Here is a 24119-nt window from a genome sequence, read left to right on the forward strand (position 1 = left end):
ATAAATACAGCTTATTTTTTTTCAATCCCCCACCCCTGGATTAATTCTTCGTTCCGCGCCGTAATCATAGCAGTTTTCCAGCCTCGTGAGGTAAAGCTTCTCAATTGCCGATTCCCCGTTGCCCGTTACTAATACCCAATTCCCAACTACCAATTACCGACCAAGCTGGAGTCGAAATGAAAACCCCTAGGGCAGTATTGAACTGTAGCGACTGTTGCTCAAAATGTTATTGCCAAGAACCCGCAAGTCCCGCAGCCAAAAACTTATCCCAATAAAAAAGCAGCTTTTGGGAGCTGCTAGTCAGAATGCATGAGGTATTGTTTTTAGAATAGGACAGGTTCAATTCGATCGGTGCTGGGTTACATTTTTTGATACGGGAGAGTTGATGAGTGAATGGACGATCGTAAAATCGTCACATAGCAGGGTAGCATTGATGCTAAATTTCCCGACAATCAAGTTAGCGTTTAACTGTCCTTGCGCCCTACAGCCCTTCAGCGGTGGGGCCCTTTTATTTTTAGGGAAAACTCAATAGCCGGTTTTAACGAATCAGATGAGTCTGCCATTAATTCTTGTATAAAATCTCCGCATCGCCACATCCTCATACCATTTTAGATTTTAGATTTTAGATTTTAGATTTGGGGAATGACTGATAAATGTGGTGGTTTGGAGCTTGCGTAGGGTTGCATTATTTTTGGGAACTAATACCAAAAGTCCTCAGAAACCTGTTATTTTCTTAGAAACTCGGTTTCTGAATGTATCAATTGAGATCAGGCCCGGTTTCTGGTTTGATAACTTTTTGGATTTCCTCGATCGCCCTAGTCGCCACTGCTTCAGGCCTTTCGCCCACACCAGCACAGACTCGGACATCTGCTTGAGTGTAGAAACGCTCTCGCTCTTTCAAAAGGCTTTGCAGCTTAGATTTGATCTCGCCCTCCTGCAGTAGGGGTCGAGCGGTGTCCGAACGCAGTCGATCGTACAATTGATCTACAGGCACATCCAGCCAAACCACTATACCGTAGTGCAAGTAACCCCAATTCATCGATCGCGTCACAATGCCGCCGCCCGTAGCCACGACCGAATTTTGATACGCAGACAACTCCCCAAGCACTTTACTTTCTAGTTCCCGAAAAGCCTCTTCCCCTTCTCGATCGAAAATCTCAGCAATTGACTGATTAGCAACTCGAACAATTAGTTCATCAGTATCAAAAAAACGGTATTTTAATTTTTTTGCCAAAATCCGCCCCACCGTTGTTTTTCCCGCACCCATCATCCCGACAAGATAAATATTTACTCCCCTCAACCCATCCACTGCCAAATCCTCCGATATTTTTCTATTTTTTCAGGTTAATCGATCTGCCACTGAGGCCATCATCGTCATCAAACTCATCACCCTCATCCAATCCCCAATCCTCATCTGCTTCTGCCATAGGATTTATTGGTGTTTCATCAGCGGGTTTAGGTATCGCCTCTTGGGGGGGAACGATCACCCGATACTCTGCATCGTATACAGACTCTGTTTGCCCCACCCCAGACTGGTTTGGATCTCGATAGCCGTAAGAGTATACTGAGCCAGCCCAAGACTTGCTTTTCGGTTCCTGCTGAGCTTCGTAAGCCCTCGGATTTGCCGCTGGAACATCATTTACCTGCGGTCGATCGGGAAAATCGCGATCGTCCCCCCAATCATCATCGCCCCCTTGAGAACGCGATTTTGAGCCATCTGAGACCCAATCATCCTCATCGTCTTCCGCTGCATAACTCCCCGGTTGAGCATAATCCTTCGCCCCATCCGGGTTCGGAGTTTCTTGCAGGAAAGTCCCGGCTCTGTAACCAGCCGGGGTGCCGTACTCAGTTCGGTAGGAACCAGGAGCTTGAGTTTGGCTATTTTCCCTATTCAGATCCGGGTCAATTCCCTGTTTTCTAGGAGGGGGAGGTGGCGTGTAAGGCGTTCTCATGTCCTCTGGGAAAGTATCGGGACGGCTGCGACTGGATCTGCCGGCGCGGTCTGCCGTTAGAGATAGATAATTTGAAAAAGCGAGCAAACCAGAAATCAATAAAGATGTGAGAGCTCCCACCGCCATGCTCAGCAAAATCCAGATAGATAAGGGCACAGCAGGCGATCGAACTCCCAAAAATACCAGCGATAATGCCGGCTCCACATTTTGCAGGGCAAAAATAGTCAGCCCTACCACAATTACTAGCAAAAATACAGGTCGCATATCAAAATTTAATTTGTAATTTGTAAATCATTAATAACTAATAACTAATGACTAATGACTAATGACTAATTATTACTCCTCTTCCTTCCAGCGTTTGAGAGGAACGCAATCAATTCCCAACTGGTCTAAAGCGCGAGCCACCACAAAGTCTACCAAATCTTCAATAGTTTGCGGATTGTGATACCAAGCAGGAATCGCTGGTACAATTCTAGCTCCAGCTTCCGCCAAGGTAGTCAAATTCCGCAGGTGAATCAAGCTAAAAGGCGTTTCGCGAGGCACGAGTACCAATTTTCGCCCTTCCTTGAGCTGAACGTCTGCCGCTCTTTCGAGCAAATCCGAGCTCAAGCCAGCCGCCAACTTGCCTAGCGTACTCATGCTACAGGGAATAATCATCATCCCTTGGGTGCGAAAGGAGCCACTAGCAATATTAGCACCGACATCTTGCCAGGGATGACACCGAAGTTTACCCATTGTGGGTACTCCTGCTTGTTCCCGCCAGAATTCCTCTTGTAGCGTCGGTTCTGCGGGCATTCGGGTGTTCTGTTCGCTTTGCCAAACCATGTAAGTAGACTTGGAAGCGACCAGTTCGATCGCGCGATCGGCTTCCAACAAATATTTCAAAGTTCGCACCGCATAAATCAGTCCCGATGCTCCTGTAACTCCTACAATTAGAGGTTGGGCGGGGACTGAAACAGAATTAGTCATGGGCAATTATCCAGCAATAAGCTCACTAATTATACCGCGATCGAATTACCCCAACATTGCCGACTCGATATTACTTATCTACCTCTTCCTTCTTCCTTCTTCCTTCTCTTTTCTTCCTTCGCGTCCTTCGCGTCTTCGCGGTTCAATAATACTAATTCTTCGGGCCCGAAAGCAGTAAAATTACCAATGTCGCCTTACTCCTGAATATTTTTTGGCTTTATTTTATCTACAATCAGCCACAAGCCATATCCTGCCAGCAGACAGATTATTGGCATAATGGGAAGGCGAAACCTATAGCCACCTGCAACGCCCCCGGATACGGCAAGGAAGTATGCGGCTATGCTAACAAGCGTTATCATTGCTCTATTTTTGAGGCAATTACTGGATAGTAATGCTGCGGTAACACCTAGCAGATAGGCTCCTGATATTAATAACAAGCTTAAGTCAGTAAAAAAGAGTAGAGGCGACAGGTGAAAATTACTAAATATTGCTTTCCAGCTTGCTTGACCCGTTAAAAACTTAGGAATTTGAGAGGAAAGGCTTAGAGCCGGATTACGTTGCCTAGTGAATCGTTTTAGGTACAGCTTTGCGGGTGTTTCAATCAAGGTTCTAATAGTTCCTTCTAAATGAACAATTGAGGCATCCCAAGTGTGACTCATAATCATTTTCTTTCCTTCTTTCCCCATGTAACGGTAAATTTGGCTCTGACTCCATTCTTGCTGTTCGGGATGAAAATTTAAATACTTTGCGGGATTATTACATCCAAGCTGTTCATACATCTCTTCAAATGCTATATTTTTTTGTTTGGCAATTACAGATGCCCCGTTATAGCAATATAGATTGTAATCAGAAACAGCCGCAAATCCCGAATATCCAGTTTTTACATAGTTCCTGACTTGCCAAATACAAACGCTACCCATCGCAACTAGAAAAAAAACGCAAGCATGAATTATCACAATTTTATTTTTTTGAATCTTTGTCAAGCTACCTATCAATAATATAGCAGCGATAAGAAAAGGTCAATAATACCCTATAGGTCTGACATATATAGAGGCCGCCAGAGTAATTGCTGCATAGAGTAACTGTTTCCACGACTTTTCAGTAAAGTATTTTATCAGTAGATAAATGAACAAGGTGATTAATGCCGTAAACAGAGTTTCAGGCATCAGCAGCGTCAGCCATAGGATAGATACTGGTTCAACTGCATACAGCAAGGCACAAAAAGTTGCAATTTTGCTTTCACCCCAAATAGCCAATGCAATTTTATATATTAGAAATATCGTGAAGCAGCTCAGCATTATTTGAATGAAGATTGCCACAATTTCTTGCTGATCTAATAAAATTCCTGGTATCAATAATAGTGGATAGCCAGGAGTGCGGAAGATTTCCGGCTGTACGCTATATACAAATTGACCTGACTCTATTAACTTTCTGGCTGTTACCAGGTATGAATCCGTGTCTGGAGTGTAAGCTGCTGAGATATTGTTAATAGCAAGAATCACAATAGTCAATAAGCACCTTAGCAAAAAAGCTATGGTTAGCACTCCCCTGATTGTAAAATCAAAGCCAGATATTTTTGTGTTTTTCATCTATTTAATCCTCATTTTAAGCAAAAATAACTGGGTTAATACTGCATATTTGATATTAAACTTACCCGCTAAAATGTCTTCTTTGATATCCGTTGGTGCAAAAAATGTATGAGTTTTTTTCGCCTCCCAACACCAGCTCGCCTAGCGGCAGTAGTCGCAGCATCAACACTCGCTTCCTCCACATACTCACTGTCAGAATTTACCTCCCAAAGATCATGTTTCCCTCGGTTCAACACATTCTGGGCAGCTAAAATCCCCATCAACAAACTGTGGTCTTGGTTGTTATACTTAAAAGCACCGTAACGACCCACAACTTGCAAATTCTCAAATTGCTTGATATAAGTTTGAATTTCTGATAAAATGTACTTGTAATCCCCTGCATAAATTGGGTAAGTACGCGGCAAGCGAACTACAAAACCTCCCGCAATCTTCTCATCGCGAAGCAGCTTAATTTTTCTCAATTCTTGTTCGGCCAAACTCAAAAGCTCTGCTTCCGGCTGCTGCCACATCGGTTCGTCGAAGTTGCACCAATATTCGCAGCATAAAGGCGTTTGGTGCTGGTTCGGCAGCATATTCGGCGACCAATTAGCAAAATTAGTCACCCTCCCGACGCTGACACTCGGTTCATTGATATAAAGCCAGTTGTCAGGGAATAACTGGCTGCCTTCAACTATTAGATAAACGAGAATTGTGTTGCGAAACTTGAGCGATCGCGCCAATGATAAGATTTGCTTACGCGGGGGGGGGAGATTATTTGTTCTACTAATGTATTCAGCGGCACTGAGGAAATCACTGCACTACAGCCAACCGTTGACTCTACTCCGGTGTGGCGATTTCTCAGAGTGAGTTGAGTGACGCGGCTGTTGTTCTCGTGCACCCGCACTACTTCTGTATTCAGGAGAATTGCCTGATTTTTTTCCAGTAGATAGTCGCTGATTTTGTCGTATAATTGCCCGGAGCCTAAACGGGGAAATTGAAATTGATCGATTAGGCTTTTAACTTTGCCATCACTACCAAAAAAAGCGGTGCGAAGTGCTTTGAGCAGGGAAAGTCCTTTAATCCGCTGGGCGGCCCATTCAGCACTAATTTCAGTGCAGGGAATCCCCCAAAGTTTTTCTGTATAACCTTCAAAAAATATCTCAGATAAACGCTTGCCAAATTTAGCTTCAACCCATTCTGCAAAATTTTTAGGGTGGCGGTTGGGTAACAGTTTTGCTACTAAATAAGAAAAAAAGATGCGTATATTTTCAACTATACCGAGAGCAAATAAAACTTCTAAGGCTTTGAGGGGATAGCTAAAGTATTTGCCGTTATAGTAAATGCGGGTGAGGCGACTGACTGTGACTTGTTCGGTGCCCAAAACTTCATTCCAGAGTTTGAGGACGGGGGGAATTTTAGTGTAAAAACGGTGGGGGCCGAGGTCGAGAATAAATCCTTGGTACTCGATGCTTTTAGCGAGTCCGCCAACTTGCGATTCTCGCTCAACTACAACAACTGTTAGACCTTGCTGTGTTAGCGTATAAGCGGCAGCTAGACCGGCAGGCCCAGCCCCAAGTATGTATATTGGGGACACGTTTTGCTGTTGATGAAGTTTTTATAACTAACGTTTAAGCATACCACACTCTGTCAATACAACAATCCATCTATCCAAATTTGAGAGCCGATCGATCTTACGCAGATTGTCTAAGTATAGTTGGGTTTCGCTATCGCTCAACCCAACCTACAAAATAAAAACTGTCAACCGTCAAGTGTCAACTGTCAACTGTCAACTGATTATTCATCATCATCAAAAGCTTGACTGCCGCCACCAACTGCAACTAAATCAATTTGCTGGCGGTAGTAGTCAACGCTCTTGACTTGAACTTCTACCCGATCGCCCAAACGATACTGATTGCGGTTTTTGCGACCCACCAGAGTTTGCTGGCGCGATCGATATTCGTACCAGTCATCCTTCAGCGAAGAAACGTGCACCAATCCCTCAACACGCAAAATGTCGCTCTCCGGTGGCCGCACCTCAATTTCCACAAAGAAACCGTAAGACTGCACGCCTGTAATCAAACCCTGGAAAGTTTGACCGGTGCGCTCTTTCATCAATCCAGTTTTCTTCAATCCCTGCAAATCGCTTTCAGCGTCTTCAGCAACCCTTTCGCGTTCCGTTAGGTGTACTACTACCGATGCAAACTCCGTCTCAAATTCGTGGTGCAAATCTGGCGGGAGAACATTCCAAGTAATTTGACCGTGACAGGAGGAATGGTGCAAGTCTACTTTTTCCTTAGCCCGTGTTGTGCGGCTGCTGCGGCCTTGCTCGAACACCGCTTGCAACACCCGCAGCACCAGCAAATCGGCGTAGCGGGAAAGCGGCGAAGTGCAGCGCGTGTAACCCTCTGACAGCCCCAAACCGAAGTGTGGCTTGGGAGTTGTGCTGTAAACAGCGGGTTTCATGGTGTCTTCTAGCAGGTAGGTGAGAACTCTTTCGGACTTCAGGCCGGCAAACTGCTGGGTAAATCGCTGAAAGTCCAAGGGCAAAACTTCTTCTTCGGTTTCGAGATACAGTTCGCCTCCGAGGTTGTTCGAGAGTTTGATGAACTCTTGAATGTCTGCCGGGTCTGGCATCGGCTGGACGCGGTAAATTGCTGGGACTCCCAAGGCTTGCAGGTGGGTGGCGACAGCTTGGTTGGCGAGTACCACCAACTCGGAGACAGCCGACTGGACGGGGGGAGCCACTGCAAAAGCTCCTAATTCGCCTTCGTCGTCGAAGTGAGAGTTAGCATCGGGCAAATTTAGTTCAAAAGCTCCTCGCTTGAGCCTTGTCTGTCTGGCTGCCTGTGAGGCGGCCCCGATTTGATCTAGGAAAGGACGGAGGGCGGAGGATAAAGGGTGCTCTTCGGCATTGCTTGGTTCGAGAATTGCTTGAGCTTGCTCGTAGGTGAGGTGGTAGTCAATTTGAATGACGCTGGCTTGAATTTCGTATTCTAGGAGTTCTCCTGATTCGTCTAGGGTCAGCAGTATGCTGAAGGCCAGCCGTTCGGTGTCGGGCTGCAGAGAGCAGCGCTCGTTGAGGATTTCTGGCAGTACGGCGATGATTTTTTCTCCCAAATGGGCTGCGGTGCCTCGCTTGCGGGCTTCGCGGTCGATCGGGGTTTCTGGCTGCACGTACTCGGCGGCGTCGCTGATGTGGATTCCTATTTGCCAGCGGCCGGGCTTCAGGGTTTCGATCGACAAAGCGCGTTCCACTGGCGGATCGGAGAGGAATGCTGTCGGATCAAACTCGTTTTCGCCTCCTCCCTCGGAGAGATTTTCCTCCTCAACGTGGGGGGCATCGTTTTCGCTGTTGGTTGTTCCCGGTTCGTTTTTGCTGAAGCTAACAGTCAGAATGTTACGCAAATCTAGGCGTTTTTTGATGTCGGTTTTTTTGACTTTGCTGGGCAAATTTTCCGCTGCTTTGATGACGGCGGCGGGGAACGATCGCGGCAAGTCGTGTTTGCAGCATACGATGTCGAGGTCGTCAGCGGCTTCGGCGTCGGAACCTAGTACCTGTACTACTTTGCCGACGGGGCGATGGGTGCCGAGGGGGTAGCGTTTGACTTCGACGTGTACTAGGTGGTCGATCGCCTCTTGGAGATTTGTGCCATTTGCGAGCAAGTCTAGTTCAAACAACAGGCGATCGTCCAGGGGGATTGCTCTGTAGCTGACGCGGCCGGTGGGGGTGGCGGTTTGCTTGACTCGCGCCAGTACCGAGGGGTTGGCGCGTTCGAGGATGAGCATGACTTCGCCTTCGGGCGATCGGCGGCGGCTACCTTCTTTGATGATTTTGACTAAGACTCGATCGCCATTCCAAGCTGTCGAGAGGTGACTTTCCCGCACATAAACGTCTTCTGAGCCTTCGGCGTCTTGAATTGCAAAGCAAAATCCTTTGCTCGAACAGCGCAGTTTTGCTTCTACTACGTCGTCTTCAGCTACTCGGCGATAGCGGCCTTTGTCTTTGACTAATATGCCAATTTTCTCTAGAGCTTCTAATGCGATTTGAAGTTTGAGTTGACTGGTGGCGTCGTTGCAGTCGAGTTTTTTCTCCAATGCTTTAGGGGCCACTAATTTGTCTTCTGTAAAATTTGCCAGCAGTGCAGCGATAGAAAATTCCATGTAGCGATCGATCCTCTTGTTTCCAGCAATTAGTCTAATTTTGGCGAAATCAGCCGCACCCCCTCGGGCCCTCGCAGTGCCTGCTTCCCAACAAATGCGCGGGTTGATAGGTGGAGACGCGAGCACAGCCACCTTGTTTCAGCGCGAGTTTTTTTTGAGATTCTCTCCCGACACCGGCTTCGTGCTAATTGTCTGCTGTCTGTCTTGAACTGACTGCTGACGGTGCAGACAACTGTCCCGCACGCTATTCCCCAATACAATTTTTTAGCGTTGGTTTGTTTGCTTTTAGGTCAGCAGCGCCGAGCACTTCGCAAATTAGAAAGCCCCTGTCGGTTCTTAAAAGATGGCTCGATACTGAAAGCGACGGCTTGAGTCGAGGATGAGCAGATGGAGGGATGGAGAGGGATAAAATTTGCATTTCTTCCTTCTGCCTTGTTCCTTCTGCCTTGTTCCTTCTTCCTTTTGAAGTGCCTCTTGCTTCTTGCTTTAGCAAAGAATTTACCGGATCTTTAAGGCAAAATTGCTAGTAGCTCGCTGCTGCGATGCCCCTGTTTTTTTGCACGCGATCAGTCCTTGCGGACGGAGGTGCAACGAGCGGGTCGGGAGCAATCTGTGCTGTAGAAAGTGCAGGTACGCAAACCGGAGACTTTTACTACTTTTGCTTAGTTGCTGTGTCATCTCCTATAGGTAGAAATGACGCCCGGTGCTTGTTAGCTTAAACTGCCGGATGTGGGATGGGGTTTAGTGGCGTGTAAGGTTGCGCGGATGACTCACCTTTAATTTATTGTATGTTGAATAGGTGCTTTCAGAAAATTGTTTTCTCAGGGCTGTACTACACTTAAGTCATAAGCCCCCTCTGGTTTCGGGGTCAAAAAATTATGTTTGCTGAATTTCGCGCCCTTTATCCCGCTGGACAGTTAATTTGTGAGTTGCTGACTGTTCATCACGGTAAGTTTGTTGTTCGCTGTCTGGTTCAGGTTGACGGCAAAACTCTGGCTACGGCTATGTCGGCTGCTGAGTCTGTTGAGGATGCTGAAGACCGCGCCCGGTTGCGAGCGATCGCTGTTCTTGGATCTGCTGCGCCCGATCGTGCGATCGCGAGTGTTGAGCCGCCTCCGGTTGCTCCGGTTGCTCCGGTTGCTTCGGTTGCTGCTGTTCCCCCTCCCCCTCCTCCTGCTGTTCCCCCGGTTGCTGCTGTTCCCCCTCCTCCTCCTCCTGCTGTTCCGGTTCCTGTTGGGCCCACAAGTGTTCCTCTTCCGGTTCTAGAAATGCCTGTTGCTGACAAATTGCCTGAATCACATCAAAGCAATTTTGTCAAGACTGAAGCGAAATTAAATGAAGAGCCGATCGCACCTGTACCGGCACCGCTGCCGCCAACGGTCGATCGCGTCGAGGCTACTGGATTTGTACCAAAGCAGTTAGACTCGGACGCTTGGCTTTCTTCTAGCTACGGCGAACCACTTCAGGAACTGGATGTGCCTACTTCTAGCCAAAGTGAACTGCTACAGGGTGCGGCCGAAGTCAGGGAATTGCAACCGATCGCGGTGGGAATTCCCAGCGATGCGATCGAGGATAATTCTGATACGATCGCCCAAATAGACGCCATCCTCAAACGCCTGCGATGGAAAAAACCACAGGAAACCCAGTGTCTGGAACACAATTACGGCAAGTCGTCGCAGAGAGAGCTTTCTAGCGAAGAGTTAGTAGATTTCCTAGAATATCTAGAAATCTATAGCAGAACCACTGAGGAAATCCAGCGGCTGGGCTGGACTGCCAACCAAGGAAAAGATTATCTCAAACAAGGTTATGGCAAAGAAGCGCGCCATTTCTTAAATCAAGTAGAATTGCTCGACTTCCTGCAATATCTCGAATCTTTGCCCTAGTAATTATGTAGGGTTTCTAGGTGTGATGTTTTTTTAGAAAAAGCTACATATAGCAGTTTTCAATTGTATGAAATACAGTAGGAACACGGGACACTGTGCCGTGTCCTCCGCCCCAGCATCTGTACTTCAATTAACAGAAAACTGCTATAGAGCAATCCTCGCATCATTTGTGAATTTCTTACTCCCTCCCCTTGGTAAGGGGAGGGTTGGGGTGGGGTAAAAAATTTGCGACTCCTGCAAGGATTGCTATATGACTGTTAAAAATTAAAAATCAAAAATGAAGAATATTTCCTCATTTTTGATTTTTAACTTTTCATTTAGACGACAGCGGCGATCGGGCGGCTGGCGGAAGGACGGCGATCGATCACTTGATCGACTAATCCGTAGTCCTTTGCTTCTTCAGCCGACATGAAGAAATCCCGTTCGGTATCTTCTTCAATGCGGGAAAGCGGCTGACCGGTATGGTTGGCAAGATGTTCGTTCAGGCGGCGTTTGTGGTACAAAATTTCTTTTGCCTGAATTTCAATATCGGTTGCTTGTCCTTGAGCTCCGCCTAGAGGTTGGTGGATCATAATCCGGGAGTGAGGCAAACTCATCCGCTTGCCTTTAGCGCCGGCACTCAACAGAAAAGCGCCCATGCTGGCGGCCAAACCGAGACAAATAGTGCAAATGTCGGGCCGGATGTGGTTCATCGTGTCAAAAATGCCCATACCTGCTGTTACCGAACCCCCTGGGGAGTTGATATAGAGGTAAATATCTTTCTCCGGGTCTTCGGCGTCTAAAAATAGCAATTGGGCAACGATCAGGTTAGCCAAGTCTGAGTCAACCTGTTGGCCCAAGAAGACGATGCGATCGCGCAGGAGTCGCGAGTAAATGTCAAAGGCGCGTTCGCCGCGACCGGATTGTTCTATAACTGTTGGGATCATTGACGCCTGCCTGCCTATTACGTATCTTTTTTTAATTTTAGCGACTAGGGCTCAGTTATAGTTAGCGATCGGTGGCGGGGGATCGAGAAATCGGCAAAATCCTTTAGCTGGGCGGGGTTGGGGCGGTAATTTGTGGAAGTTGTGGCGGGGGGTGCGATCGGAAATCCGATCCAAGGGCGATCGAGGTTGAGGAAGCGGACATCAATTAACGTTGTTATGTGGCGATCGTATCATTGCCAGAACTTCCATCGCTCGATCGCGGCTGACACTAGGGAAATGGTCGAGGAACTCCGCAGGGCGAATCACTTTCTTCGAGACAATCAAGGAGAATTTTCACCGGGACGCGAGTAGCGATACAGACAGGAGTTCCCCCTAAAATTTCGGGGTCGCTATGAACGATAGTAGCTGCCAATTGCAAAGAAAAGGTTGTGACATCAAGACAATCTTCTTCACTCCAGGTATCACTTGGCTCGAATAGCCTGTTAGTTTCCATCGCTAAATCCCCACTGGATTTTTATAGATTATATCTTTGCTAGGATTACTGGTAGCGGGATTTCTTTGATTTAATCACCTCAATTACATTGTCGTGTCTTTGCCCTTCAATAATATCCTTGAGATGAATCTGTCCGTTGACGTACTGAACGTGGATGCGCCAGCCTGAGACTTTATCAATATCAGCACGATAAACTGCCTGCTTCACACCCTTAACTTTATGCAGTCTCGTTTTGGGAAATTGTCTCGTCCTGTGACATTCCTGGTCTTCAAGTTCTGCTAAAGCTTCCAGAAAACTAATCTTTAGCTCGTCATCTGGCAAAATTTTCATAGCTTCGTAAATAATGCCATATTCATCACAGAGAATAAGGTTTTGCGCCATAACTTAAGCTGATTATATCTAGGCAGTTTCTCGATCGCGCTGAAGTAGGTCTTGATACAAAGACTCTGCTACACCCTTATACGCTCGATCGAGTTCGTCGTGTTGAATTGCTCGAAAAAGAGTAAAAATAGCTTGCCCAAAAATTGGGTCTTCGTCAACCGCCAAAACCACTCTTAGTTTTTGAGAAATTCGTAGCGTATAAAGCGAAGACTCGTAACCATTCAGGTCTGACGATAGCGGGAGACGACGCAGCTTGCGATACACATTTGATTTTTGAGTAGGAAAAAGGCTGGCACAATAATTAATTTTTTGAATTACTGCGGCTTTCTCATCTTCATTTAGCAGCGCAATATCTTTCTCAAATTCCCTTGTTGACTCAATTAGAATATCCACGTCAAACACCGTAAAAAAATATATATACATTATACTAAAAACAGCTTTTGATTGTCAAGCCCCTTGCTCACAACTTACCAGCAAACGCGCTTGTTTAACAACCCACAATTCAAATTTTAATCGCCCAACCTCGGCGATACATTCCATACAAAATCAACCACCAAAATAATACCGCAGTCACGGCAAATGCTAGGGAACCATTCAGTGGCCCCGCCCACGGCACAAACCAGTTTTCATAAATCCAACTGTAAGTTGTTGGAGCATTTTCACCAGTACCGATATGAGTTTTTAACAGAATTCGGGCGACAATACCGGAGGCGACAAATAGGAAAATAGCATTCAATCCCATGATTTCAAATAACCTCCCCCATTTCCAATCCCGCACTTCTATTGTTTCGTAGCAAGCAGCTAGCAATAGCAACGCCCAACCTGTGGTAAAAACTACATAAGAACTTGTCCAAAGTTGTTTGTTGATGGGTAAGGAAAATCCCCACAAGTGGCCGATTACCACGCAACAGAAGCCGCAGATTGCTAAGTTGATACTGGTGCGCGTTTTGATGGGCTGTACGCGCAGCCATTCTCCGGTAAAGTAGCCGATCAGGACTGTAACGCTTGCTGGTAAGGTACTCAACAATCCTTCGGGATCGAAGGGGCCGCCTTTGTAGAGGTGTTGGCTACCGAGAATTAGCCGATCGACATATCCTCCTAAATTTCCTTCTGGCGTGAGTTCGCCGGCAGTGTACCCCCCTACAGCAAATACGGTTAATGCAGCCCAATAGCCCAAAAGCACGGCAACCGCGAGCAGTTTTTGATTGCGGGGGGAAAGGTTGAGAATGGCGATCGCACTGATGAAATAAGCTAAGCCGATGCGCTGCAATACTCCCATGATGCGGATTTTACCGAAGTTTTCCACTGGGGCGCTGTTGAGAAGTACGTCAAGGGCGATCGAAGATGTATTTAGCAGCAATCCTAATATAAATAGAATCGCGACGCGACGCGCAATTCGCCAGTAAATATTTGAAGAAGGAAGAAGGAAGAAGGAAGAAGGAAGAGGGTTTTTGGCGGATTCGGATTTTTCCTTTGTTTGTGTAATTTTTGAGGTTTCTATTCCGGTTTTTGGATAATTTTGAAGATATTTAGACAGCGAGAAAGACATCGCGCAGCCAACGATGAACAAGAAAAACGGAAATACTAAATCTGTCGGGGTGCAGCCGTGCCATTCTGCGTGCTCTAGCGGTGGATACACCTGTTTCCAACTACCGGGGTGGTTGACTAGAATCATCGAGGCGATCGCAATTCCGCGAAAAACATCAAGGGATTTGAAGCGCATAAATTAAGTTATTTGTTCACTGTTCACCGTTCACTGTTCACTGTTCACTGTTAAGTATCTTAGCTGATGCCCATTTCCTAATTCTTTTCGGCCCAATTCCCAATGCCCTGTTTGGCCAATGCCCTATGCCCCATGCCCCATGCCCCATGCCCCATGCCCAATTCCCCACTACCTATATCTCTATTCCTTCCAGAGTCATTATGACTGCATTCTTCATCAACATATCGCAGCGTTCAGCGTAAAAAGATGCTGCCTTATCATACTTGTTGATTTGCAAAACGCGCAGAAACATTTGCCTTGCTTGCGCGAATTGCTGCTGGTAGTGAAAAAAAATTCCCTGTTCAAAATAAGTTTGAGTTTGTGCTTTTAGTTCGATCATTGTCGGCGAGTCGCCATCGTAAATTTCAAATACCGCAACAGGTGTTTGTTTTCCTTTTACTTGAACGCGATCGAGAAACCGGCACTTGTAATGTTGAGGATCGTCTATCCGGCAAAGGGTTTGGACGCTAGCTACAATAGCAACTCCATAAAGCTTTGTCAATCCTTCCACGCGGGAAGCTAAATTAACTGCATCAGAAATCACCGTACTTTCCATTCGTTCCGCTTCGCCAATCGTACCTAACATTAAAGTCCCCGTATGCAAACCAATCCCTATCGAAATAGGTTGATAGCCACTGTTTTGCCTGTGTCTATTATAAATTTTTACTTGATGCTGCATCTCAATTGCTGCTTGCACAGCATCTTCAGCCCTGTTAGGAAACAAAGCCATAATCCCGTCACCAATATATTTATCTATAAAACCGTTGTACTCGCGGATAACTGGGCCAACTCGGCTTAAGTAAGAGTTAAGAAATTCAAAGTTTTCTCGCGGAGACATACTTTCTGACAGACTTGTAAATGATCGAATGTCGGCAAACATAATCGTCATTTCTGCTTGTACAGAGTCTCCTAGTCTGGCATCAACGATGCTTTCTCTTTTGAGAAACTTCAAAAATTCACGGGGTACAAAACGGGCTGAGGCGGCGGCTATTTTTTCGAGTTCGCTTTTGCTGGATTCGATTTGATTGAGCGATCTAAATGCTCTCAGTGCGGTGACTACTGTGGTAAATAATTTTTTGTTAGTAAGTTCTGTTTTGGTTTTATAATCATTGATATCGTAGCTGACAATTACTACATCTTCTGGCACTTGTCCGGGCTGTCCAGTGCGTAAAATAATCCGCACAATTTGATTATTTAAAATATCGCGGATGTATTTAACTACTTCCAAGCCTGCTTCTTCTGTTTCCATAACTACATCGAGTAAAATCAATGCTATGTCATAGTTATTTTGAATTATTTCTTTAGCTTCTTTTCCTGAGTAAGCGCTGATAAATGTTATACTTTTACCTTCAAATTTAAAATCGTTTAAGGCTAGTTTAGTAATATTATGAATTTCTATTTCATCATCTACAATTAAGATTTTCCAACTTTCTTCTAGCGGTTTTTCTTCCGCCTCGTCTTCCTCGGCAAATATTAATTCATCGTCGCTCGCCGCGATTAATTCGTCATCGCCTGCAGCCAACAGGTTTTTACTAGCTTCTGACATATATCGTTCTCCTATATAAAACTTATATCCATGTGGGCCGTATAATAACTAACTGCTCATTTTAGCGGGAAATTCAATGATAAATCTTGTGCCTTTATTTACTTGACTTCTACAGCTAATTGTGCCTTTTAGTTTTTGAGTAACAAGGTTATAAATAATGTGCAGTCCCAATCCCGTGCCTCCCTGACCTCTTTTGGTGGTAAAAAACGGTTCAAAAATTTTACTGAGATTTTCTGGGTCAATTCCTTTGCCGTTATCGGCATATTCAAATATTAGCCGATCGCCCTCTAGTTTGAAATCAAAAGCCAGAATTCCTGCGTCTTCTCCATCGTAGGCGTGAATTAGCGAATTCAACACCAGATTTGTCACAATTTGACACACTACGCCGGGGTAACTGTCCACAACAATATTTTCATCACACTTAATCTCTATTTTGTGCTTAGTTCTTTTGAGTTTGGCACTTAAGGATGTCAAAATTTCCTCTAGATAGTTTTTAACATTAAACGTGCGTTTTAACTCGCTCGACTGATCCACAGCTACTTCTTTAAAACTGTGAATCAAGTCGGCTGCCCGCGTGAGGTTAGATAAGATCATATTACTGCTTTGCACGGCGGTATCCAGAAACTTTTCTAACTCGGAACGTTTTATTTGGCCGTTACTGTAAACCTCAAAAAACTTTGTGGCTTTTTCAGCAAGCAGGGAGGCGGCGGTGATGCCGATGCCGATGGGAGTATTGATTTCGTGGGCAACACCTGCAACCAACCCTCCGAGGGCAGCCATTTTTTCCGATTCTACCAGTTTATTTTGAGCCGATTTTAAGTCTTCTAAAGTTTGGGAGAGTTCGGAGGTACGCTGCTGTACTAAATTTTCGAGATTTTGATTGAATTGGTGCAAGTTGGCGTAAAGTTGGGCATTTTCGATGGAGATAGAAATTTGAGAAGACAGCAGTTTTAATATTTCTAACCTGTCTTGTGTAAAAGCGCCTGTAGTCAGATTGTTTTCTAAATATAGAATGCCAGTGAGTTGGCCTTGATTAATTAACGGAGTGCAAAGAATTGATTTAGGTTGAACTGCCATTATATAGGGTGTGCGAGTAAATTGTCCTTCGCGGCTGGCATCGTTTAAAACTATACTTTCCTGGGTGCGGGCAACGTAATTGACAACTGCAACTGCCAGCAAAGTTACTTCTCGATCGTCGGCTACAAAATCTATCGGAATTGATTGCATGACAGCAACGCGATCGACATCTACAGATCCTGATGCTTCAATCACCCATTGACCCTCTTTTTCTAGTATTAAAAAGCCTCTTTGCCCTCCGGCATTTTCAATAACAATTTTCATCATTTTTGCCAGCAGTTTGTCTAGAACTATTTCGCCCGCTAAGGTTTGCGATGCTTTAACTGCTGTGGTCAAGTCTAGCACGCCTGCAGCGTCGTTCGTAGTGGAAGCGCTACTGGTAGATTTGTGAGTTTCAATATTAGTTGAAATCGAGCTTGAAGTTAGCAAGTGCGAGTATTTGGATTCTAAATGCGCTGCTTTGGCTGTTGCTCCCCAGCGTTGATAGCAATAACGCGCTTCTGTTAAGTAAGTTTTAGAATTTTTTTCTCTTCCTATGGATAGATAAAATGCTCCTGCCAATTCTGCTGCTAGTGCTTGTACTTGTATGTATCCGTTTTCTTGGGCTCCTTCAATTGCGCGATCGTAATATTCCATTGCTCTCACAATATTGCCCAAAACACGCGCTTTTTCTGCCGTAAGTAAGTCGCATTTGTGCTGAAGATTCATGGGTGCATAAAGCGCTTTCTGTTGCAGTTTTTTTCGGTTACTGACAGCGTAAAAAATATGCTCTTCTTGTTCCCCCTCTGTTGCAGATGGATAGGCGGCTAGGCGGGCTAGAGAATCGTAAAACTGATATTCAGAAACATTAATAAAGCCTGCAACTCCGTCTAAATATACTTCGGCTAGCGCTGAATTTTCTAGGGCTGTAGCGGTATCTCCAAATAAATAGGATATTATTAATTTCTGCAAATAAAAGTGCTGTAATCCCACGCGATCGTTAGCTTTTAACAGTAGCGACAACAACTTTTCTTCGCTGTATGCTTCACCTAATACCAGGTGTGTACTTTCCGATTTTCCCATCAATTGCAAAATAGTTTGCAGATATATTTGATTCCAAGTTAATACAGTTTCTTGCTTGAGTTGAAACAGCAAATGGTTGTAACTTACTATTCTTCGTTCCAGTTGTGGCAATTCTTGACCGAGGAAATACAAAGACTGACAAATATTTACGGCTGAATATCCGACACATTCTAAATCCCCATTTTCTAACGCGCTTTGATAGGCGTCTTCTAATAGCGGCAAAGAGTCTTTAACGTGATGCTTGCCGTTCATCAAAATGAATGCTACTAAATTAAGCGTTTTGCTTTTGAATTCTAACACATTTAATCTATCGCTCAAATTTAAAGCTAATTGACCAAAGCGATCGCCCGATTCAATATCTCTAACTATTCCTTTTAAAATTGCTCCGTAATTAGCATAACCAAAGGCAGAAAAAGTAGAGTTTCCGTAATTAATAGATAAATTAACTTGCTCGCACACAATGAGCGGCAGCAGGACAGGTTCAACTATAAATGTAGCTGAAAACATACTGGAAAGCACACGCATAGTGGCTAATTTGTGCGGATTTGTCATAATCGGTAAGTCTATTAAATCTTCTATTTTTTTGTATTTTAAATAAGCTGCTGTTTTAGCAAGTGCTTGCTGAATGTGGAGGGGAATCGGCGATTCAGGAAAGTTAATTCCTAACATTTTTAGTGCTTCCCGACCAATTTTTACCGATTCTTGGAGTTTTGTTTGCATCGCACAAGCTATGATTCTGATTTCAAACACTTTGATTTTGTCTAGTTCATTTGTTGCGTGTTGCAGGACAATTATCGCCCATTTTTCCATGGGTTCAAAGTCGGTATTCAGGTAAGCAGCTTCTGCTGCTGACTCGTAGAGTGCCAGAGTTAAGTCGTAGTCAGTTTGCCAACTTTCGGGGGGCAGCAGTTCAATACCTGCGGTTAAATATTTGAGGGCAAGTTGGTAAGCGGCACTTGCTTTTGCTTTGCGGCCTGCAATTAAATTTAATTGGCATAATTGAAATTGTTCTAATTGACTGCTGATGATTCCTTTGGCAGAATTTAGTTGGTTTACGGTATCAAAAATATGCTCTTCTAATTGCTCTGGCGGTGCATTTTGAAGTAAAAAGTTGCCTATCTTGAGATGAATTTCTTGTTTTTGATAATCGGATATTAAAGCATAAGCTGCTTGCTGCACTCTCTCATGCAAAAATTTGTACGTGGCGCTCGAAACATCAGCTACTGGCAGGGAAAATTTATCGGTAAAGTCTCTAGATATTGTGTCTGTTACTTCTGTGCTTGCTGCTAGTGCGATCGGAATTTTGTAGGCGTTATTCACGAGCAAAATCAGACCGGACTGAAGTGCCTCACCGAGGTCTGTTGCTGCGGAAGCCAGAGGTTGTTCGGCGATTGTCGAGAGAGTTTTCAAATCAAATTTGTTCCCGATACAAGCGGCTAATTTAAGCAGTTCCTGGGTATTCTCTGAAAGTTTCTGAATGTTATCTATCATTAATTCTACAACATTGTCAGTTATTCCCATTTCTTGTATTTGTTCGATATCCCACTGCCACTCGCCTGTGACATGGCATTTTTTCACAATTTGCTCTGAGATTGGTTGCGCTAAGCCCGATAGGTTAGGTTCAGCTAGCTCGACCACATTATTCGAGGGTAAAATTTGAAATTGAATCAAGCTTTTTGAGTAAATAAATTTTATTAATTGAGTTAAAAAGAAGGGATTGCCAGCGGTTTTTCGCCAAAGCAATTGTGCTAAACTTAGGGATTTTTCTGGGGCGCAGTTCAAAGTATGGGCAACAAATTGGTTGACGCTGCTTATATCTAAAGGCGAAAGGGCGATCGCACTCACAGTGCCGCCTGCTTTTTTAATTGCTTCGGCGGTAATGATTAGGGGATGATTTGCATCTACTTCCTGCTCTCTATAAGCTCCAATTATTAATAAATATTGAGTCCCCATGTCAGTTGCTAGCAGTTCTATTAACTTGAGAGATGCTGAATCGATCCACTGCAAATCGTCCAGGAAAATTACTAGGGGGTGTTCTTTTTGAGCAAAGACGCGGATGAAGTTTTGAAATACTAAATTAAAGCGATTTTGAGATTCATTGGCTCCTAAATCGGGGACGGAGGGCTGCGGCCCGACAATCAGTTCTACTTCAGGAATAGCTTCAATAATTACTTGGCAGTTGCCACCCAGTGCTTTTAAAATTTTTTCTTTCCAAACATGGATTTCTGCAGCATTTTGTGTGAATATTTGGCGCAACAAATCTTGAAAAGCTTGGAGCAAAAAAGCGTAAGGAATATCTCGTTTAAATTGCTCAAATTTGCTGTCAATAAAATACCCATTTTCCCGCCGACTCGGCTTGTAAACTTCATATACTAACGAGGATTTGCCCACACCTGCAGAACCGGAAATTAGCACGATTTCTGTATTGCCCCGCCTCATACGCTGGAAGATACTGAGAAGCAGATTAACTTCTGCTTCTCGCCCGTAAAATTTTTGGGAAATTTGCAGGTGACTTGACTGATCTTGCTCGCCGAGGGTTATGTGGGAAATTTCGCCTATAGTTTGCAGTTGATCGAGACAATTTTCCAAGTCGTACAAAAGTCCGAAAGCACTTTGATACCTGTCTTCGGCTGTTTTTGCTAAGAGTTTTATGACGATATCGGAAACGACTTGAGGAATCTCCTTGGTTCCTACTTGATTGATTCTGCCTTCGATGCTTTTGCTTTCTACTTTTTTATTTCTGTTTTCCCAAGGAGAAACTGGCGTTTTAGCAATATGGCAGTGTACTAATTCCATGGGATCGATCGCCTGAAAAGGCAATTCACCACAAAGCATTTCATAAAAGGTGACGCCTAAAGAATAAAAATCGGTGCGGTAGTCGATCGCCCGATTCATGCGCCCCGTTTGTTCAGGAGACATATAGGCGAGAGTGCCTTCGAGTAAATGGGGATGGCTGGGGGCGGGGTTTTCGCCCGGTAGCATGGAGGCGATCGCAAAATCAGCAATCTTTACATCTCCTGTCTCGATATTGACAATAATATTGCTGGGTTTAATATCCTTATGGATGATGTGGTGTTCGTGGAGTTGCCCAAGAGTTTCTGCTAATTTGATGCCAATATGCAGAAATTGTGGTAACTCTAGCTGGTTGTTGCTGAGAAACTCTTTTAGGGAAATCCCACCAAAATCTTCTAAAACTAAAACCGGAAAGTGATTGTATGTTTCTATTTTGTAAAGCTTGACTATTCCGGGCAAACTCAAATTTTTAAGAATTTCGGATTCGTGCAGCAGTTGGGATATTTGGGCTGGGGTAGGGTATAGCGGCGTGAGAGTTTTGAGGATAACGGGTTTTTGTTCCTCAAGCTGCATCCCTCGATAAATAACTGTGTGAGAGTTTGTATAAAGTTCTCCGTCAATGCGGTATCCCGGAATAGAAATCATGATAGTTAGGGGTAATTTCAAAGATGCGGTTAGACAATTTTAGATTTTAGATTTTAGATTTTAGATTGGGAATGATTGATAATATAATAGTTTGGCTCGCGGGCTTAGAGTTGCATTCTTTTTGGTCACAAGTATTATTAAGTAAGTGAAAATACACAGCGTCGGTCGAGTGCGGTTTTTACGGCAGTAAACTGGCTACTATGATATAGCTTAGCTAAATCCATCCCTAAAGAGTCCTCCTAGATACTTTTTTGGTCGCTTATTTAGTTATCTATATTTTAGTCTTCAAAAAATCCGAAATTGCACTTTGCTATCCCACCAGTGCCAAAATAAACGGGTGCGTGCAAATCAACAGCTAAAATCTAAAAAAATCATGCAGAATATAACTGCCTCAAATCCAGCTAATGCGACCGATCGCGCTTTTGGCACCGCAGACATTCAATTGCTGGTAGTGGATATAGACGGCACGATCGCAGGTATGTCAAATACCATCCGAGAACCAGTCAAGCAGGCAATTTTGGCGGCCGAGTCGCGGGGAGTGAAAGTAGCCGTCGCTACGGGCAGGATGTACCGATCAGCTTTGCGTTTTCACCGCGACATCGGCTCAACATTGCCACTGATTTGCTACCAGGGCGCATGGATTCAAGATCACGCTACTCAAAAACGGCTGCGGCACTTGCCGCTGTCGAAACAAACTGCTCTGCAACTGTTAGATTATTTTGAAGAACCGCATTTGCGACCGCTGCTTTCGATCCATTTCTACATTGACGACCAACTTTACGTGCCGGAAATTACCGCAGCTACCCGAATTTATGCCGAACGATCAGGCATTGAACCAATGGTGATTAAAGATTTGCGGCGAGATATTCCCGGGGAACCGACGAAAGTTTTGGCATTGTGCGAGAATCCGGGGGTACTCGACGGCTTGCTCAGCAGTATGCGGCAGCGCTACACGCCTGCGGAGCTTTATTTGACTCAATCGGTTGCTACTTTTTTTGAAGCTACGCATCCTTCGGCGAATAAGGGAGATGCGGTGCAGTATTTAGCGGAGGAACTTTTGGGTTTACAGGCGGCGAACGTGATGGCGATCGGCGACAATTTTAATGATGTGGAAATGATTGCCTACGCGGGTGTGGGCGTGGCGATGGGCAATGCTCCTGATGGCGTGAAGGCTGCTGCTGATTGGGTGGCGCCGGATGTGGAGGAAGATGGGGTGGTGGCTGCGATCGAACAATTTGTTTTGGGCGATCGTTGATATTTGCAGCACCAATACCGCAGGGGTGGGTTTAGCGACATCTGGAAAAAATCTAGATCAACCCGCCCCGACCCAGCGACAATTTTTTATTATATAACTGTCTAGTTTTGAGTTCTATGCAATCAAATTTTGATGATCTAAAAAGATCCACTTTTTCGGATTTTTCCCGATCAAGTGGAGTCAATTACTTTTTTTGCAACATCGAATATTTATTTAACGAACCGCGAAGACGCTAAGAACGCGAAAGAAGAATTGAAGAAAGCGGGGCGGGCTTACCGATCTTCTGGATGTGAATTATAGATAATTTAAAACTCTTAAAAATGCCTTGCAACAGAAAAAGCACCGACGACTGGCCGTGTTTCGTCTCGGTGCTTCTTCTGGTTCGCTCCTCACACGTCCATCAATATAGCTGACTCAGTAAATTGTGTCAATACTTTTTCCAAAAATTGTTTTTTGAGTCGGCTGCTGCGGGGGTGTCGGTGCGGTGGAGTGAGGCAAAACTCTTGCAATGCAAGGGTTTGACTCGATCGCCCAAGCATTACCTTGAGCAGAAAAATTTTACTTCAATTCCAGCAGCCAGTCCAAAATCAGAGCGTTGACTTCACTCGGCCGCTCGTCGTGGGGACAGTGACCTGTGTTGGGAATGGAAACAAATTTCACTGGTTTATCGTTGGCGGCCAATTGTTGATAAATTTGGCTGCCGGCGATTGGCGTCCAGGGGTCGTCTGCGCCCCAAAGTACCAATAACGGACGATCGACTTTGGGCAGCAATTCTGACGGTTGAGGGCCTGGAGGGGCTGTGAGAATCGATGCAAACACTTGTTGAGCTCCGGGATCGCAGGAGGGGGCGTGCAGGAGTTCTACGAGTTCGTCAGTGATGGCTTCGCGGTTCCCGTAGACTTGGCGCAGGGTGTTGCGGATGCGGTGTTTTTGGCGGATGTTGTTGAAGACAAAGGGGCCGATCAGGGGCGATCGAACTAATTTAGTAAAAGTCCCCATCACTACTCGCAGCGGGAAATTCAGTTCGTCCGGTCGGTGGTTGAGCCCGCCGGCACAGTTGATTAAGACACCGCCGGCTGATATTTCTGGATGGTTGGCGACTACCATCAAACTCAGCAAAGCGCCGATCGAATTCCCGACAAATACCGCCGGTTCTAGTACCATATCCGCCCAGAAATCAGTCAGCAATTCTTCCCACAATTCCAGAGTGTAATCTAGGGCTGGTTTGGCGGAAGCACCGAATCCCAGCAAGTCCAAAGCAAATACGCGATAGCCGCCGGCTGCGAGTACGGGGATATTTTGCCGCCAATGTCCGATCGAAGCCCCAAATCCGTGAATCAAGATCAGAGGGCGGCCAGTTCCTTGGACGGTATATTGGATTTTGTGACCTTTCCAAGTCCAAATTAGCTTTTCAAAACTTGTTGCAGATACTAATTGTTGTGCAGTCACGGCTATTATGTAAAGTTTCGTTAACTACTTTCATCATAGCAGTAGTCAGTAGTCAGTAGTCAGTAGTCAGTAGTCAGTAGTCATGAATTATTGGTTATTGGTTATTGGTTATTGGTTATTGCTTATTTGTTGTAATGCCCAATGCCCTGTTTGGCCAATGCCCCATGCCCAATGCTCTGTTTGGCCCATGCCCCATG

General features: G+C 45.1%; 19 protein-coding genes. 3 read left to right on the plus strand and 16 right to left on the minus strand.

What is annotated here, in order from left to right:
- Nucleotides 1–757: 757 nt before the first annotated feature.
- From QT987_RS00730 to QT987_RS00765, 8 genes are all read right to left on the minus strand, one after another.
- Nucleotides 758–1309: a shikimate kinase gene (locus QT987_RS00730; RefSeq protein ID WP_333236415.1), complete on the minus strand. Its 552-nt coding sequence runs from the start codon at nt 1307–1309 to the stop codon at nt 758–760.
- A 22-nt stretch (nt 1310–1331) separates the two neighbouring features.
- Nucleotides 1332–2216: a LapA family protein gene (locus tag QT987_RS00735; RefSeq protein WP_333236417.1), complete on the minus strand. Its 885-nt coding sequence runs from the start codon at nt 2214–2216 to the stop codon at nt 1332–1334.
- A 72-nt stretch (nt 2217–2288) separates the two neighbouring features.
- The gene (locus tag QT987_RS00740; RefSeq protein WP_333236419.1) at nt 2289–2921 is read right to left on the minus strand and encodes a flavin prenyltransferase UbiX; all 633 of its coding nucleotides are present in this window, start codon (nt 2919–2921) and stop codon (nt 2289–2291) included.
- Between the two features lie 194 nt (nt 2922–3115).
- Complete coding sequence (locus QT987_RS00745; RefSeq protein ID WP_333236420.1) at nt 3116–3904, minus strand: hypothetical protein; 789 nt, start codon at nt 3902–3904, stop codon at nt 3116–3118.
- A 36-nt stretch (nt 3905–3940) separates the two neighbouring features.
- Nucleotides 3941–4510: a glycosyltransferase family 39 protein gene (locus tag QT987_RS00750; RefSeq protein WP_333236422.1), complete on the minus strand. Its 570-nt coding sequence runs from the start codon at nt 4508–4510 to the stop codon at nt 3941–3943.
- A 68-nt stretch (nt 4511–4578) separates the two neighbouring features.
- Complete coding sequence (locus QT987_RS00755; RefSeq protein ID WP_333236424.1) at nt 4579–5229, minus strand: hypothetical protein; 651 nt, start codon at nt 5227–5229, stop codon at nt 4579–4581.
- A complete protein-coding gene (locus QT987_RS00760; RefSeq protein ID WP_333236426.1) occupies nt 5184–6083 on the minus strand; it encodes an FAD-dependent oxidoreductase in 900 nt (299 codons plus the stop codon). Before QT987_RS00760 ends, QT987_RS00755 begins: the two co-directional genes overlap by 46 nt.
- A gap of 200 nt (nt 6084–6283) precedes the next feature.
- Nucleotides 6284–8650 carry a ribonuclease R family protein gene (locus QT987_RS00765; RefSeq protein ID WP_333236428.1) on the minus strand — a complete coding sequence of 789 codons (2367 nt, stop codon included), beginning with the start codon at nt 8648–8650 and terminating at the stop codon, nt 6284–6286.
- A gap of 878 nt (nt 8651–9528) precedes the next feature.
- Here QT987_RS00765 and QT987_RS00770 point away from each other — a divergent pair.
- Nucleotides 9529–10533 (plus strand): hypothetical protein, encoded by a 1005-nt coding sequence (locus QT987_RS00770; protein ID WP_333236430.1) that lies wholly within the window; start codon nt 9529–9531, stop codon nt 10531–10533.
- Nucleotides 10534–10850: 317 nt separating this feature from the next.
- Here the strand turns inward: QT987_RS00770 and clpP are convergent, their stop codons facing one another.
- The gene (clpP, locus tag QT987_RS00775) at nt 10851–11459 is read right to left on the minus strand and encodes an ATP-dependent Clp endopeptidase proteolytic subunit ClpP (RefSeq protein WP_006635758.1); all 609 of its coding nucleotides are present in this window, start codon (nt 11457–11459) and stop codon (nt 10851–10853) included.
- Nucleotides 11460–11591: 132 nt separating this feature from the next.
- Between clpP and QT987_RS00780 the strand changes: the two genes are divergently transcribed.
- Nucleotides 11592–11810, plus strand: a complete 219-nt coding sequence (locus QT987_RS00780) for a hypothetical protein (RefSeq protein WP_333236432.1) — start codon at nt 11592–11594, stop codon at nt 11808–11810.
- On the opposite strand, the gene QT987_RS29815 is transcribed toward QT987_RS00780, so the two are convergent.
- The 6 genes from QT987_RS29815 to QT987_RS00805 all read right to left on the minus strand — a co-directional run bounded on the left by QT987_RS29815 (nt 11728) and on the right by QT987_RS00805 (nt 21218).
- The gene (locus tag QT987_RS29815; RefSeq protein WP_445299631.1) at nt 11728–11952 is read right to left on the minus strand and encodes a DUF433 domain-containing protein; all 225 of its coding nucleotides are present in this window, start codon (nt 11950–11952) and stop codon (nt 11728–11730) included. The genes QT987_RS00780 and QT987_RS29815 overlap by 83 nt on opposite strands.
- Nucleotides 11953–11997: 45 nt before the next feature.
- On the minus strand, nt 11998–12333 hold the full coding sequence (locus tag QT987_RS00785; protein WP_333057897.1) for a hypothetical protein: 336 nt from the start codon (nt 12331–12333) through the stop codon (nt 11998–12000).
- An 18-nt stretch (nt 12334–12351) separates the two neighbouring features.
- Nucleotides 12352–12756 carry a hypothetical protein gene (locus QT987_RS00790; RefSeq protein WP_333236434.1) on the minus strand — a complete coding sequence of 135 codons (405 nt, stop codon included), beginning with the start codon at nt 12754–12756 and terminating at the stop codon, nt 12352–12354.
- Between the two features lie 79 nt (nt 12757–12835).
- Nucleotides 12836–14056 (minus strand): heparan-alpha-glucosaminide N-acetyltransferase domain-containing protein, encoded by a 1221-nt coding sequence (locus tag QT987_RS00795; RefSeq protein ID WP_333236436.1) that lies wholly within the window; start codon nt 14054–14056, stop codon nt 12836–12838.
- 172 nt (nt 14057–14228) lie between these two features.
- Nucleotides 14229–15641 carry an adenylate/guanylate cyclase domain-containing protein gene (locus tag QT987_RS00800; RefSeq protein ID WP_333236438.1) on the minus strand — a complete coding sequence of 471 codons (1413 nt, stop codon included), beginning with the start codon at nt 15639–15641 and terminating at the stop codon, nt 14229–14231.
- A gap of 48 nt (nt 15642–15689) precedes the next feature.
- Nucleotides 15690–21218, minus strand: coding sequence for an ATP-binding sensor histidine kinase (locus tag QT987_RS00805; RefSeq protein ID WP_333236440.1), 5529 nt, complete (start codon nt 21216–21218; stop codon nt 15690–15692).
- 373 nt (nt 21219–21591) lie between these two features.
- Here QT987_RS00805 and QT987_RS00810 point away from each other — a divergent pair, with 373 nt between their 5' ends.
- Nucleotides 21592–22473, plus strand: a complete 882-nt coding sequence (locus QT987_RS00810) for a Cof-type HAD-IIB family hydrolase (protein WP_333236441.1) — start codon at nt 21592–21594, stop codon at nt 22471–22473.
- Between the two features lie 558 nt (nt 22474–23031).
- Here the strand turns inward: QT987_RS00810 and QT987_RS00815 are convergent.
- On the minus strand, nt 23032–23922 hold the full coding sequence (locus QT987_RS00815; protein WP_333236443.1) for an alpha/beta fold hydrolase: 891 nt from the start codon (nt 23920–23922) through the stop codon (nt 23032–23034).
- Nucleotides 23923–24119: the final 197 nt, after the last annotated feature.

This window comes from Microcoleus sp. SVA1B4, assembly GCF_036700545.1.
Classification (GTDB): domain Bacteria; phylum Cyanobacteriota; class Cyanobacteriia; order Cyanobacteriales; family Microcoleaceae; genus Microcoleus.

Bases quoted from the DNA above. Each gene is read 5' to 3' on its own strand.
- QT987_RS00735 (WP_333236417.1), bottom strand. From the start codon at position 2,216: ATGCGACCTGTATTTTTGCTAGTAATTGTGGTAGGGCTGACTATTTTT.
- QT987_RS00740 (WP_333236419.1), bottom strand. From the start codon at position 2,921: ATGACTAATTCTGTTTCAGTCCCCGCCCAACCTCTAATTGTAGGAGTT.
- QT987_RS00750 (WP_333236422.1), bottom strand. From the start codon at position 4,510: ATGAAAAACACAAAAATATCTGGCTTTGATTTTACAATCAGGGGAGTG.
- QT987_RS00765 (WP_333236428.1), bottom strand. From the start codon at position 8,650: ATGGAATTTTCTATCGCTGCACTGCTGGCAAATTTTACAGAAGACAAA.
- QT987_RS00770 (WP_333236430.1), top strand. From the start codon at position 9,529: ATGTTTGCTGAATTTCGCGCCCTTTATCCCGCTGGACAGTTAATTTGT.
- clpP (WP_006635758.1), bottom strand. From the start codon at position 11,459: ATGATCCCAACAGTTATAGAACAATCCGGTCGCGGCGAACGCGCCTTT.
- QT987_RS29815 (WP_445299631.1), bottom strand. From the start codon at position 11,952: ATGGAAACTAACAGGCTATTCGAGCCAAGTGATACCTGGAGTGAAGAA.
- QT987_RS00785 (WP_333057897.1), bottom strand. From the start codon at position 12,333: ATGGCGCAAAACCTTATTCTCTGTGATGAATATGGCATTATTTACGAA.
- QT987_RS00790 (WP_333236434.1), bottom strand. From the start codon at position 12,756: ATGTATATATATTTTTTTACGGTGTTTGACGTGGATATTCTAATTGAG.
- QT987_RS00795 (WP_333236436.1), bottom strand. From the start codon at position 14,056: ATGCGCTTCAAATCCCTTGATGTTTTTCGCGGAATTGCGATCGCCTCG.
- QT987_RS00800 (WP_333236438.1), bottom strand. From the start codon at position 15,641: ATGTCAGAAGCTAGTAAAAACCTGTTGGCTGCAGGCGATGACGAATTA.
- QT987_RS00805 (WP_333236440.1), bottom strand. From the start codon at position 21,218: ATGATTTCTATTCCGGGATACCGCATTGACGGAGAACTTTATACAAAC.
- QT987_RS00810 (WP_333236441.1), top strand. From the start codon at position 21,592: ATGCAGAATATAACTGCCTCAAATCCAGCTAATGCGACCGATCGCGCT.